At 36.7% G+C, this 14,201-nt stretch carries 11 protein-coding genes and 1 other annotated feature; of the genes, 3 read left to right on the top strand and 8 right to left on the bottom strand.

The window, feature by feature from the left end; genetic code table 11:
- Positions 1 to 190: 190 nt before the first annotated feature.
- Positions 191 to 1,354: an aminotransferase class I/II-fold pyridoxal phosphate-dependent enzyme gene (locus ACIP9C_RS13340; RefSeq protein ID WP_401011289.1), complete on the top strand. Its 1,164-nt coding sequence runs from the start codon at positions 191 to 193 to the stop codon at positions 1,352 to 1,354.
- Positions 1,355 to 1,461: 107 nt separating this feature from the next.
- Here the strand turns inward: ACIP9C_RS13340 and ACIP9C_RS13335 are convergent, their stop codons facing one another.
- Together ACIP9C_RS13335 and ACIP9C_RS13330 are read right to left on the bottom strand one after the other, a co-directional pair.
- Complete coding sequence (locus ACIP9C_RS13335; protein ID WP_401011287.1) at positions 1,462 to 2,661, bottom strand: AI-2E family transporter; 1,200 nt, start codon at positions 2,659 to 2,661, stop codon at positions 1,462 to 1,464.
- A 63-nt stretch (positions 2,662 to 2,724) separates the two neighbouring features.
- The gene (locus ACIP9C_RS13330) at positions 2,725 to 3,675 is read right to left on the bottom strand and encodes an LCP family protein (protein WP_401011286.1); all 951 of its coding nucleotides are present in this window, start codon (positions 3,673 to 3,675) and stop codon (positions 2,725 to 2,727) included.
- 179 nt (positions 3,676 to 3,854) lie between these two features.
- Here ACIP9C_RS13330 and msrA point away from each other — a divergent pair, with 179 nt between their 5' ends.
- Positions 3,855 to 4,376 carry a peptide-methionine (S)-S-oxide reductase MsrA gene (gene msrA, locus ACIP9C_RS13325; RefSeq protein ID WP_401011284.1) on the top strand — a complete coding sequence of 174 codons (522 nt, stop codon included), beginning with the start codon at positions 3,855 to 3,857 and terminating at the stop codon, positions 4,374 to 4,376.
- Between the two features lie 83 nt (positions 4,377 to 4,459).
- On the opposite strand, the gene recQ is transcribed toward msrA, so the two are convergent.
- The 6 genes from recQ to argS form a co-directional block, all read right to left on the bottom strand.
- Positions 4,460 to 6,238 (bottom strand): DNA helicase RecQ, encoded by a 1,779-nt coding sequence (gene recQ, locus ACIP9C_RS13320; RefSeq protein ID WP_401011282.1) that lies wholly within the window; start codon positions 6,236 to 6,238, stop codon positions 4,460 to 4,462.
- An 8-nt stretch (positions 6,239 to 6,246) separates the two neighbouring features.
- The gene (locus ACIP9C_RS13315) at positions 6,247 to 7,350 is read right to left on the bottom strand and encodes a TcaA NTF2-like domain-containing protein (RefSeq protein WP_401011280.1); all 1,104 of its coding nucleotides are present in this window, start codon (positions 7,348 to 7,350) and stop codon (positions 6,247 to 6,249) included.
- 219 nt (positions 7,351 to 7,569) lie between these two features.
- A complete protein-coding gene (locus tag ACIP9C_RS13310; RefSeq protein ID WP_401011279.1) occupies positions 7,570 to 8,163 on the bottom strand; it encodes a DUF6241 domain-containing protein in 594 nt (197 codons plus the stop codon).
- 233 nt (positions 8,164 to 8,396) lie between these two features.
- On the bottom strand, positions 8,397 to 8,654 hold the full coding sequence (locus ACIP9C_RS13305) for a hypothetical protein (protein ID WP_401011277.1): 258 nt from the start codon (positions 8,652 to 8,654) through the stop codon (positions 8,397 to 8,399).
- A 258-nt stretch (positions 8,655 to 8,912) separates the two neighbouring features.
- Complete coding sequence (locus ACIP9C_RS13300; protein ID WP_401011275.1) at positions 8,913 to 10,094, bottom strand: MFS transporter; 1,182 nt, start codon at positions 10,092 to 10,094, stop codon at positions 8,913 to 8,915.
- A gap of 203 nt (positions 10,095 to 10,297) precedes the next feature.
- Positions 10,298 to 11,971: an arginine--tRNA ligase gene (argS, locus tag ACIP9C_RS13295; protein WP_401011273.1), complete on the bottom strand. Its 1,674-nt coding sequence runs from the start codon at positions 11,969 to 11,971 to the stop codon at positions 10,298 to 10,300.
- A 45-nt stretch (positions 11,972 to 12,016) separates the two neighbouring features.
- Positions 12,017 to 12,233 (bottom strand) — a binding site (T-box leader).
- A 237-nt stretch (positions 12,234 to 12,470) separates the two neighbouring features.
- On the opposite strand from argS, the gene ACIP9C_RS13290 reads away from it, so the two are divergent.
- Positions 12,471 to 14,075 (top strand): ABC-F family ATP-binding cassette domain-containing protein, encoded by a 1,605-nt coding sequence (locus ACIP9C_RS13290; RefSeq protein WP_401011271.1) that lies wholly within the window; start codon positions 12,471 to 12,473, stop codon positions 14,073 to 14,075.
- Positions 14,076 to 14,201 lie beyond the last annotated feature (126 nt).

Raw genomic sequence — 14,201 nt, 5'->3', positions numbered from 1 at the left:
TAGGCAAGACGCTATTATATGCTCAAGTTTTTCTCATATTAGCTTAAATTTTTCCGCTAGTCTATGCAAGCATCTTCTCCATTAATAGAATATATTCTTTTTTCAGAATAACTTTCCCTTTCTGTGCTTTAGTATGTTAAAATGTGAACTACTATTATTCTGTTATACAACTATAAGGAGTGTACTAGTTTTGAAAATCGTACCATCAAAAAAAATGTCTTTATTTACACCAGCAATTTTCGGAGATTTAAAGAGTTTCGCAAAGCAACAACAAGAAAAAGGAATGACTTTAATAGATTTAAGCTTAGGTAGCCCTGATCTTCCACCTCATGCGAAAATTCGTGAGCATTTATCGTATCGAGCGAGCTTAGAAGAATCATATGGCTATACGCTATCAGGGACACAACGCTTTTACGATGCGGTAAGCCGTTACTATAAACGTCGTAGTAATGTCGATTTAGATCCTACTAATGAAATCATTCAAACGATTGGTTCTCAAGAAGGTTTAGTACATTTACCTATCGCCTTTTGTGATCCAGGAGACATCGTACTATCAACGAATCCAGCCTACGTCGCATACGATGCTGGCATTCATCTAGCTGGTGCAACACCTTACTATATGCCTCAAACGGCTGAAAACGATTATTTACCGGATTTAGACGCAGTGCCGGAAGAAATTGCACAAAAGGCAAAACTACTTATTTTAAATTTACCAGGAAATCCTGTACCTGCTATGCCTTCTCTTGCATATTTCGAAAAGGTAATTGCTTTTGCTAAAAAATATAACGTTATTGTGCTTCATGATGCAGCATATTCAGAGTTTTATTTTACTGGTGATGGTCCTATTAGCTTTTTAGCAACACCTGGCGCTAAAGAAGTTGGATTGGAAATCAATTCGCTTTCAAAAAGCTTCAGCTTAGCTGGAACTCGAATTGCTTATATTGCAGGTAATGCCGAAATGATTGCTGTCTTAAAGCAACTTAAATCGAATTTAGACTTTGGTATTTTTGAACCGATTCAAGATGCTGCTGTAGTAGCATTAGACAATGCAGAAGAAATTACAGCGAATTTGCGTGCAACTTTCTCAGAACGTCATAAAACACTAATGAACGGCTTGCATGCACTAGGATGGGATGCAGCGCCTTCTGATGGTGGTATGTTCGTCTGGGCAAAATATCCGTACGATATTGACTGTACCGAATTAGCATTTAAGCTGATTGAGCAAATCGGTGTTGTCACAGTACCGGGAACTGTTTTTGGAACAGCAGGACAAGGTTACTTGCGCCTAGCACTTGTGCAACCAAAGGACGTATTGCAAGAAGCAGTAGACCGTCTGAAAAACGTTTCAATTTAATAACAATATAAAAAGCATGTGATACAGGGTACTCCCATTCCACATGCTTTTATTTTCCCTCTTATTTACTAAAAAAAGCTACCGCGAGCTCGCGGTAGCTGTTTCTATTACACATCATACTTTTGTACTTCTTCATCCTCATAGCGATTATATCGTTTCTTAAATAATTTAAATAAATGTGTTACAAGGACTTTAAAGATCGCATAGCCCGGAATCCCTAAAATAACGCCTGGTACACCAAATAGCGAACCTGCTGTTAATAATACGAAAATAATGGAAACTGGATGGATACTTAATGATTTCCCCATAATTTGTGGAGAAATAAACTTGCCTTCAATCAACTGCACTACTGTCCAAACGATCGCAAGTTTCACTAGCATGAATGGAGAATTAACAAGCGCGATAATGGCTGCTGGCGTAATGGCTATAACCGGACCTAAGTATGGCACTACACTTGTGATCATCGCTAGGAAGCCAAGTAGTAATGCGTATTTCATGCCGATAATTAAGAAGCCAATCGTTACCATTGCTCCGATACACATTGAAACTAAAATTTGCCCTTGTATGTAAGAACTAATTTGCTTGTCCATATCGTGTAAAACATCATGTAAACCTGTGCGCATGCGCGGCGGGCAAATTTTCATGACGAATCTCGGTAGTTTTTCTCCATCTTTCAGTAAATAAAATAAAATAAAAGGTACTGTAACGAGCGACAAAATAATGCCCGTTAAGGTTGAAAGAAATCCTGTTATACCAGTAGCAACACCTTGTGCTAAATTCGCTGCTGTATCTTTTACTGTTTCGATAATGTCTGTAGTGAAATTCATCACTACTTTTTCATAGTTAAAGTCCATATTGGCTAAATACTCATTTACGCGAGAGTTATTCAAGTACTCCACAATATTTTGGGTTAGCGCCATAAAATACACAGGGAATTCTTGTGCTAAATTCGTAAATTGATCACGTAAAAAAGGATAGACTAGCACGACGAGTAACGTAATAACGCCAATGACACCGATATACAAAATTAAGATGCCCCATGCTCTTGGGATACGCCACTTTTCAAGTATTCCTAATAATGGTCGTAATAAATAATATCCTATTACGGCAAGCACCCCTGGTAAAATAACAACTTCGAATAATACTTGTAGCGGGGTAAATATGAAGGAAACTTTTCCAAACATAAAAATCACACATGCGAGTAATAATAAAATAATCAACGTAAATAATAAATTTTTACCACCTAAAAAGCGGATAAACTTCGTCGAAAAAAAGTTTGAATGCTCCCTTGGTCTTTGTTCTCTCATATTCACACCCCAATCCAATTGCTCACCTATATTTTACAGGATAATGTTGGCTTTAGCGAAACATCACTCTAAGGAAATACCTAAAAATTTACTTAAAAACTCTTTATTTTTCTGTTCATCAATAACAATTGCAGACCCTGCATGGCTAAAGTTTTGGAAATCATAGCTGCCTTCAATCGGTACTGTCGCTTTCTCTATTGATATTTTCCCTTTAGACACCATTTTTAAAACTTGTTGTATTTCGCCTGTAGACGAATAATCAGTTGTCACATAGCCTTGGGCTGCACCAATAAATTTTGGTAAGTTCAGTACGTTTTGGGGTGCTAATATTTCATTTTTTAATGCTTCAATTACTTTTTGCTGGCGAGCAACTCGACCAAAATCTCCTTCTGCATCATGACGGAACCTTGCATAGCCTAGTAATTCCTGCCCATTGAGGTTATGCGTACCTTTAGTAAGCGTAACGCCAATTTTTTCAGACATATCTTTTTCAACATCTATTTCCACACCATTTGGTGCTAAAATATCAACAAGTGACTCGAAATTTTTAAAATCTACAAGTGCGTAGTGATGAATTGGTAATCCAAACATATTACTTAATGTATCTTTTAATAGCTGAACACCACCTAAATAGTATGCAGTATTTAGTTTATAGGATTGGTAGCCAGGAATGTCTGCGTAAATATCTCGCATAAATGAAACAAGCTTGACATCATTGGTTTTCTTATTCCAAGATAATACCATCATTGTATCTGTTCGTGATTTTTCTTCACCACGTGTATCGATCCCTAATAATAAATAGTTTTCAATATCACTATTTATTTGGTCCCCACTAAAATCTTCTTGTGCTACCTTTGTGTCAGTTGCTAATTGTAAACCACTACGATATTGCATAATGCTATATCCCGCAATTACAATGACACAGAGTAATAAGAACGTAAACAATGCTCTCCCTTTACGCAATCGACGTTTTTTCGGACGTTGCGAGCGTCTTGTATACTCTTGCTCTTCCATATCAAAATAACTCCTCTATTTTTTTTATAGTAATGTAACGATTGCTAGTAAGGAAAGTTTCATTTTTCTTTCTTCTTTCTAACCTCATCAACATCTCTCTATTCGTTATTTTACACCCTATTTGCCAGTTATGAGCAAAATAATGCTATAATATTTTCACGAAAGAAAGGATGATGAACATGATTGAAAAAGCGACGTTTGCAGGTGGCTGTTTTTGGTGTATGGTTAAGCCATTTGTTGAGTGGGACGGCATACATAAGGTCACATCTGGCTATATGGGTGGCCATTTAGAAAATCCAACATACGAAGATGTTAAAAAGGGCAACTCCGGTCATTTAGAAGTAGTAGAAATCGAATTTGATTCGTCGATATTTAGCTATGAGCAATTACTTGATATTTATTGGATGCAAATTGATCCAACAGATGCCTATGGTCAATTCCACGACAGGGGCGAGTCATACTCAACTGCAATTTTTACTTATTCAGAAGAACAAAAAAGAATTGCAGAGGCATCGAAAGAAAAACTTGCGAATAGTGGTCGCTTTGATAAACCTATTGTAACCATTATTCGTGATGCTCAACACTTTTATCCAGCAGAAGATTACCATCAAGATTATTATAAAAAAGAATCAGAACATTATAAGCAAGATCGCGCTATATCTGGGCGTGATGAATTTATTGCAGACTATTGGAAGAAATAAACGGAATAGTCGGTATCGAGGCCCTCTTATTTTATTTCAACAAGAAAAGAATCCATTGTGTTTTCACAATGGATTCTTTTCTTTTACTCGTTAACTTTTGAGGTAAGTTTAAATGACTCCATTGCCTCAAAGAAACGCTTACCATATTTCTCAAATTTCACTTCACCTATACCACTAATTTGTCTTAGTCCCTCGAGCTCTATAGGTTTTTTATCACATAACTCACGCAACGTTTTGTCAGAGAACACAACGAATGGTGGCACCTTTTCTTCATCCGCAATCTCTTTCCGTAATAATCGTAAGTGTTCAAATAATGGGTCATTGTCTGCAAGTACTCGAACAGTAACCGCTTCTTTTCGCATAACTATTCGACTGCCTAACAGTACGGATTTTCCTTCCTCTGAGACATAAATCGTTGGAAATGTCCCATGCTTCACCGCTAGTAACCCTTCCGCAATTAAAAACTCAATAAAATTTGAAACTTCCTTTGAAGATTGACCTTTTAAAATGCCATATGTTGAAAGCCTAGAAAACCCAAATTCAAGAACCTTTTGATTTTTAGAGCCGATTAATACTTGCGCAACCATCGTTTTACCGAATTTTTGGCCCATCCGTACGACGCAAGCCAAAACTTTTTGCGCGTCTACAGTGACATCTTTAACTTCACGGCTGTCATTACAATTACTGCAACGATTACAAGGCTCGCCTGCTTCTTCGCCAAAATACGTTAAAATCGCATTTTGAAGGCAACCTTCTGTATGACAATAATCAACCATTGTTTGTAATTTTTCTAATTCCTGTGCAATTCGTGCTTCATCACGTGTTTGCTCTATTAAAAATCGTTGTGTTTGTACATCTCCTGAAGCGTAAAGCAATATACAGGCACTTGGCAGTCCATCGCGTCCTGCACGCCCCGCTTCTTGATAGTAGCTCTCCATATTTCGCGGCATTTGATAATGAATAACAAAGCGTACATTACTTTTATCTATTCCCATACCGAATGCATTCGTTGCGATCATAATACGAGCCTCATCCTTTAAAAAACGTTCCTGTTCAGACATGCGCATATCCTCTGATAGCCCAGCATGATACTTTGCGACCGATACACCTGTACGAACTAGTATTTCATACAAACTATCAACCGATTTACGTGTCGCCGCGTAAATAATACCTACTTCTGTTTTATTTTTTTCAATATAATTTTTAATATATCGTTCTTTATTTTCACCGATTAATACTGTAAAAGCTAAGTTTTCACGTTCAAAACCAGTAATAAGCGTTGCCTCTTCATCAATCGTTAATAATTGACGGATATCCTCGCAAACAGCTGGTGTCGCAGTAGCAGTTAATGCGAGAACAGTTGGTTTTTGTGGCCACAGTGTAAACAATTTTTGAATCGCACGATAACTTGGTCTAAAATCATGGCCCCATTGTGAAATACAGTGAGCCTCATCTACCGCTAGCAATGGCACGTATAATTGTGATAACGCCTGTAAAAAGGAGGCGCTTTCTAATCTTTCAGGGGCAATATATAGAAGCTTTAAATAGCCTGCACTCGCTAGCTGCATTGTTTCATCTACTTCTTGTGTAGATAACGTACTATTAATATAAGCAGCTGGTATATTTGCTGCTCGCAACGACTCTACCTGATCCTGCATGAGTGATATTAACGGTGAGATAACAATCGTTAAGCCATCAAGCATCAGTGCAGGAATTTGATAGCAAATCGATTTCCCCCCACCTGTTGGCATGACACATAGGCTCGACTGTCCACTTAACGTTTGCTCAATAATTTGGGCTTGTCCGGTGCGAAACGAATCGTACCCAAAGTGGTGCTGTAGCATTTGTCTTGCTTGCTCCATATTATTTCTCACTCCTCTGCAGTAAGACGAATTAACTTATACTCGCCCTGATCATTTTTAAAAATTTCATATGTCATAATGGAATTGGCCAGTGCCTCCTGCCCCGCAGAATTGGTCAGCACATATTCCGTTTTGGCACGCACAACAATATTTTGCCCAACTTTCTCTATACGTTTAATTGTCGTATTAGAAAAATGAATTTTTGCTTGCTTAGATGCATAATAGGCAACCATGTCTTTAAGCGTGCTCTGTAAATCCTCTGCTCCAGTGACAGTATTCATTACACTTGCATCATTAATCGCAACAGCTGCTTTTAGATGCTCATGGAAGGTGTCAATAAATATTTTTACCTCGTCCTCATTATAAGCAAAAACATCCTTACCATATTTCTCGATAGCTTGTTGCACTGCTTCTTTGTCACCTTTTTCACTATACGTGTATAGATTTTTTGATTGAGACAAACGATCTTTTGCCTTCATGCCGTCTGTAATCCATTCATCAAGTAATTTTACTATATCCTGCAGTGGCAATATGTATGGTTGTGAAACACCTTGTTGCTGCCGATTAAAATAAATGCCCACGATTTGACCTTTCTCAGCCTCCATCACCGGGCTACCTGGTGGTAAGGCTACCTCTCCATCTATATAATAAGCAGCTACTTTGTCATTATATTTTTTGATTGTGTGTGGTAAGCCATCGACATACACAGCTAGGTTATCCAAATTCCCATTATAAACTGTTGGAACGTTGACCGAAGCGTTATATTTCACTTGTAGCACGGCTATATTATAGGCTGTCGACATATAGCGTACTTCAGCTTCTACAAGCTTATCGTTACTAAATTGCACAAGCGCTGTAGGCTTTGATGATACGAGTGCTCCATTCGTTACAATATAAAGCATCTTTGGCTCTTTTTTCACTATAATGCCTGCACCAATTCCGTTCTCACCTACAACCTTCACCTCTGGAACAAGCTTTTCCTCCTGCTTCTCCACAGGTTTTTCCGATTTCACCTCAGCCTTATCCTTATTAAACATTTCTGCAACGGACTGATCACCACAGCCAGTTAATAGGAAGGTTGCCGCTCCAACGATTAGCATTTTGTTTCGCATACATTCACCAGTACTTTCTTTCTCATCTTCTTTCCTATTCTATCATAAACAAGGATTTCGTTCGTTTCAAGTTTACATAATATTATTATTGATTCATTTTCTTCAGAACAAACGCTTTATATCAAAAAAAGAGAATAATCCTATAATTTATTAATAGTAATAACTAACTGATTTTTTCACTCCTTTTCCTTATACTACATAAAAAAAGAAAAACAGAAATTAATTCTGTTTTTCTAGTGGAATACCAAAAACTCGGAATATGTAGTCTTGCTCTTGTTCTTTTGAAGCAATGCCAGTGGCGATACCACCTTGTTTAGTCCCTTGAATAAACCACATGGCATTATGGTCTAGATCTACCGTTGAAAAGTCACCATGATTCCAACGATTTAATATCTCTAAATATTTATCACTATGTTGGAATCTATCTTTATTTTCCTCTACCATTTGCAGCAATGTGACAATTCTTTCGGGGGTAATCCTAATGGATGATTCTTTCTCATCAGCAATTATCTTTTGATGTGACATTTGTTGAATAACTTCTTGCACTAGGTTATCAATAAAGGGGTCATCTCCACTTTTCCATTCATCAAGCATTTGGGAATATGTAGGGTTCTCCCAACCAAAATTGATATCCACTGTTGATACAAACTCTTCCTCATCATCTACGTTTGAAATTGATTGACTGTTTTCTAATTGAATCGCGGCACTTTTAGAAACTTCGTTTTCATAGTTCTTTTTCATAATCAAAAAAGTACCACTTATACTCAGGAACGCCGTTAAAACAACGATAGCTAAAACATGAATCAACTTCATTTTTTGCCACCTTTCTTTATTAATTAATAATTACCCCAAAATTATCATATCGTCTCCTAATTTTCAACACAAAACAGAAGTCTCCGCCTAAACGAGAGACTCCTATTCCTTGTTAAAACAATAAATTTACGATTACCGCACAAACATATGTGAGGCTGATGATTTGAGTTTTCTAGTATAGTTGCTATTAGCATAAAATTCGGCTGTAACCAACATAACTTTTCCTATATATCCTACGTTGCTAAATATAAAATTTTTTTCGTTGCTGTTGAATTTGCCCAGTAACCACCATTTTGGGTTGACACATCTAACCAAACATCAGAGTTGTCCGCTTCACGTTGTAACTTAAATTTAACGTATCCTTGGAACGGCCATGTCTCACCTGTTACGCCTTCTAATGTCACATAAACATTTTTACTGTCCTTAGTCACGCAAGTATAAATAATTGGTTCACTTGCTCCTGTTATGACATAACCTTTACTACATCTCATCTTTTATTCCTCCAATATTATTTTTTTAATTGCTAGAGTTAGCTAACCTTCTAACGCTATCTAAAGGACAATTTTGATTCGATTTAACAACCTTTTTTTAAATATAATTTCATACTTATATATTTTTACTAAACTTAAAATCAACAAAAGGCAGTAACGATAAAGGTTAAATCCTTCTCGTTACTGCCTTTTCAATTAACATGTAGTGAATTCAAAAAAAAAGACATGCCATATCATTCATGCATGCCTATCATATATTTATTTTTTCTTTAATAGGAGAGTAGTACCAATAATACCGAGCATTAATGCCAAAAAGATCGTATAGGTGAATGAATGATTGCCCGTTAAATCATAGCAATACCCAATTAGCGTTGGTATAACAGCGCTCATCATAAATCCGCCAGATAATACCATTGATGACCAGCTATTGGCCTCTTCATTATTACGTGCTTCATCCAATGGTAATAATAATCCGATTGGAAACAATCCACTGAGCACTATCCCAATAATTAGGACAGCCACCCATAACATGAATCCTGTTCCTATCCATAATAGTACAAAACCGATGACCCCCATAATGCCTAATGATAGAAGCCAATAAATGCGACTTGACCATTTTTCCATTAGCAACGGTACAACAATATTCCCTATCATTTGTACGATAGATAAAAAAGTTAGCATGGAACTAGCAGCAACAAGTGAGAACCCTTTATCTTGTAGCATGGGCGTTAGCCACGACATCATCGAGAAAAATAACGATGTTTGTAAACCAAAATAAAGTAAAATCGTCCATGCACGACCGTTTTTCCACGGATTACGTGATGCTTCCTTTGTAAGATTTTCCCCTTGCATAGTAGGTCTATCTTGTTTGTTTTGGATAACAAGCAACCAAATTATAAGAGCGAATACTGCAAGCACTGCCCAGCTACCAAGTGCAACTGTCCAGTTGTTATGAAAGCCATTATAAAATGATACCGTTAATGCCGCACTTAATGTTGCACCTGTCCCAATACCAAAAGAATACACCCCAACTATTGTCGTAAAACGGCTTGGGAATTTTTCTTTAATAAACGCATTTAACATCGGACCGATAATGGCAATTGCAAAACCTGCTACAAAACTTGTCACGACTAGCAATGCATAGCTTTCTTTTATCAATCGTAATCCATTAGCTAAAAAAAGCAGTGCTAATAGCAGTGCAATAGCAGACTTCGTACCAAGACGTCTTTGTAACGGCACAGCCAGTGGTGCAAACAGTCCCATACAGAACACTGGAATAGATGTCAGTAAACTCATTTGTGTATTGGATACTTGTAGCGACTCCATTAACACATTAAACAAGGGGCCAATCCCTGTCACAGCGGGTCGCATATTGAGGGCAACGAAAAATATACTGACAACTGCGAATACGATTGCAGTTGTCCATTGTTTATTATTCATGCGATTAATACCTTTCTTCACGCCAATTTCATTCGTTCTCTTTCAACCTACACTTGATTAACTTCCGTCGTTGTCAGACATCTGATTTCTTATATTCTTTTTACCATTTTTTCTGCATATCGTCAATATTTCGGTAAATTACTTATAAAATTGCTCAGTTCAAGAAAATACCGTTGTGCATTATATAGATAATACAAACAACATTACATATTTTTTGGAGCACTAATGCCTAAAAGTACTAATGATTCTTCTAGCATGATTGCTACACAATGACATAAAGTTAAACGAGAACTTTGTAAATCATCATTCGATAAAATCTTATTATTAGCATAATATTTATTAAAGGCGCGCGCTAATTGTAATGCAGATTTAGCAACTAATGACGGATCAGCTTGTTCATATGCATTTGTAACAACGCGAGGAAATTGTTCTAGCAATAGAATGACTGGCCATGCCTGCACACCTAATGGTTGATAAGTCATTTCCCCCAGTTGAACATCAGCTTTTTCTAAAATGGAGAAAATACGGGCATATGTGTATTGAATATACGGACCTGTCTCACCTTCAAAATGCAGCATCTGCTCAATAGAAAAATCAATATCATGTAAGCGATAATTTTTTAAATCATTGAAAATAACTGCACCGACACCCACTTGCTTAGCAACCTGTTCTTTATTTTGTAAATTTGGATTTTTCATTTGAATATTTTGTTTTGCCGTCTCTATAGCTTCAGTCAAAACGTCATTGAGTAAAACAACCTTTCCTTTACGCGTTGACATTTTTTTGCCCTCTTTTAAGATCATCCCAAAAGCTACATGACTTAAATCTTTTGCCCATTCATAACCCATTTTCTCCACCACATTAAATAACTGTTTGAAATGCAGCGTTTGTTCATGTCCAACAATATAGAATATTTTTTCAGGATGATACTGTTGTATACGATAAAAGACAGCTGCTAAATCACGTGTTGCATATAGTGTCGCGCCGTCTGTTTTTGTAATGATACACGGAGGCATTTCCTCTAATTCCACAACATAAGCACCCTCTGATAATGTCAGCAACCCTTTTGCTTGTAATTCTTTTACCACATTTTGCATTTTATCATTATAGAAAGCTTCGCCATCGTAAGCATCAAAATCAATACCAAGAAGCTGATAAAGTGTCGTGAATTCTTCCAATGAAACTTCTCTAAACCATTGCCAAAGCTTAAGTGCCTCGTCATCCTTATCCTCTAACGATTTAAATGCAGCTCGCGCTTGCTCAATTAGAGTGGGGTCTTTTTCCGCTTCTTCATGAAACTTCACATAGATTTTCAATAATTCTTTAATAGGTGCAGCTTTAATTGTCTGTTGATTTCCCCAATGTCTATAAGCAACAATTAGTTTTCCAAACTGTGTTCCCCAGTCCCCCAAATGATTAATACGAATGGCATTATAGCCATTTTTCTCAGCGATATTGGCGAGTGCATTACCAATGACAGTTGAGCGCAGATGTCCCATTGAAAAAGGCTTCGCAATATTAGGAGAAGAAAAATCGAAAACAACGTTGCCTTTATTTATTGGGCTCGCTCCATATAATTTTTGTTCTTTCATTATTTTGCTTAGTATTTGTTGTGTAATGACATGTTGATTTAAAAATAAATTGACATATCCGCCGACTATTTCAATCGACTGAATCAATTCACACGTTAAATTTTTTTGAATTTCAGTGGCAATTTGTTGAGGAGATTTTCCGAGCTTTTTAGCCAGTTTAAAACATGGTAATGAAAAATCACCAAGGTCTACATGTTTAGGTTTTTCAAGCAATTTTTCAATCTCTTCTACTTTCACTTGATGATTGCACGCTATAGCAATACTCTTCGCAATTTGTGAATTCATTTGTCCCTTTCCCCCTTTTAAAAAATAAAAAAAGCCCTCGTCTCAATAAGAGACGAGAGCATACATTCCCGTGGTACCACTCTAGTTGCCATTATTATGACCACTTTCTATTGATAACGAGGTGACTCCCCGATATTCTCTACTGACATTTCGAGAAACTTCTCCAAAGTGCGTTTCATTCATACGATCTGCATTAGGCTCACACCATCCCTAATTCGCTTAGCAGCACAAAATGAATTACTTTCTTTTTCACAGAATTTAGCAACTTCTGATTTTGGAATATTCTATATTATCCAATCTTGAAAGTCAACTTTAACATTATTTTTTCTTTTAAAATAAATATTTGTATCTTTATTCATTGATAAGCAACGACTTGTACTATCGATTGCTCTATTAGATACAGAGTTATTATCGGTAAACGTTGATGTCATAATGTTTATAGACTATGGAACATATTTCATGATATACTAGAGCCATTGTGAAAAAAGGAGGAACTTGCATGATTCAAGTAAGTAATGTAGGTCTTCGCTATGGCGATCGTAAACTATTTGAAGACGTAAATATAAAATTCACACCGGGGAATTGCTACGGTTTAATCGGGGCTAACGGTGCAGGAAAATCAACATTCCTAAAAATTCTTTCTGGTGAAATCGAAGCACAAGAAGGAAATGTATCAATGGGTAAGGACGAACGCTTATCTGTCCTTAAACAAAATCACTTCGAGTACGACGAGCATACAGTGCTTGATACAGTTATTATGGGTAACAAACGCCTATATGATGTGAAAAATGAAAAAGATGCTATTTATGCAAAAGAAGATTTCTCTGATGAGGATGGCATGCGTGCTGCTGAATTAGAAGGTGAATTTGCAGAGCTAAACGGTTGGGAAGCTGAATCAGAAGCAGCAACATTATTAAACGGTTTAGGTATCTCAGATGATCTTCACTATATGTTAATGGGTGATCTTGAAGGTTCTGACAAAGTTAAAGTATTATTAGCACAAGCATTATTCGGTCAACCAGATGTATTATTACTAGATGAGCCTACCAACCACCTTGACTTAAAAGCGATTCAATGGTTAGAAGAATTCCTAATTAACTTTGAAAATACAGTTATCGTCGTATCCCATGACCGTCACTTCTTAAACAAAGTATGTACACATATCGCGGATCTTGATTTCTCAAAAATTCAATTATATGTGGGTAACTATGATTTCTGGTATGAATCTTCTCAATTAGCACAAAAAATGGCGCAAGACCAAAATTCTAAAAAAGAAGAAAAAATTAAAGAATTACAAGCGTTTATCGCTCGTTTCTCTGCCAATGCGTCAAAGTCAAAACAAGCAACATCACGTAAAAAAATGTTGGATAAAATCGAGCTTGATGACATTAGACCTTCTAGCCGTAAATATCCATTCATCAACTTCCAAATCGGCCGCGAAATCGGTAATGATGTATTAACAGTTGATGGTCTTACAGCAAGTCAAGACGGTCAAACGTTATTTAAAGATATTCGTTTTTCAATGAATAAAGACGATAAAATCGTTTTACTTGGTAGCCCTATGGCTAAAACAGCTCTTCTTGATATCTTAATGGAAGATAAAGAAGCTGATGCTGGTACATTTAAATGGGGTGTTACAACATCTCAAAGCTATTTCGAAAACGATCATGATAAATACTTTGAAGGTTCAGAAAAATCATTAGTAGAATGGCTTCGTCAATATTCACCTGACGATGAAACAGAAAGCTTCCTACGAGGCTTCTTAGGTCGTATGTTATTCTCTGGTGAAGAAGTGAAAAAATCCCCTTCTGTATTATCAGGAGGAGAGAAAGTACGTTGCATGCTTTCAAAAATGATGCTGGCAACAGCCAATGTTATTTTACTAGATGAACCAACAAACCACCTTGACCTTGAATCAATCCAAGCGCTAAATGAAGGCTTAATCCGCTTCAAAGGTGCCATGATTTTCACATCTCATGACCATCAGTTCATTCAAACGATTGCAAACCGTGTCATTGAAATCCGTGAAGATGGTTCAATTTTAGATAAACAATTAACATATGATGAGTTTTTAGAGTGGAAAGATAGCCAAGGCTTAAACTAATCCATTCCAAAATAAAACCTCCCCCACTCGCTGAAGTGACCCCTAAAAGTTAGACACGGTTATTTCATTTAGGCAGCTTGGGTAAACTGAGTTCGGTATTGTACCGGACTCAGTTTTAATTTTGCC

The sequence above is a fragment of the Lysinibacillus sp. NPDC093210 genome, from assembly GCF_044753985.1.
In the GTDB taxonomy this organism is placed as follows: Bacteria; Bacillota; Bacilli; order Bacillales_A; family Planococcaceae; genus Lysinibacillus.
Note: the sequence above shows the minus strand (reverse complement) of the source record. Positions and strands in the feature narration are given on the sequence as shown.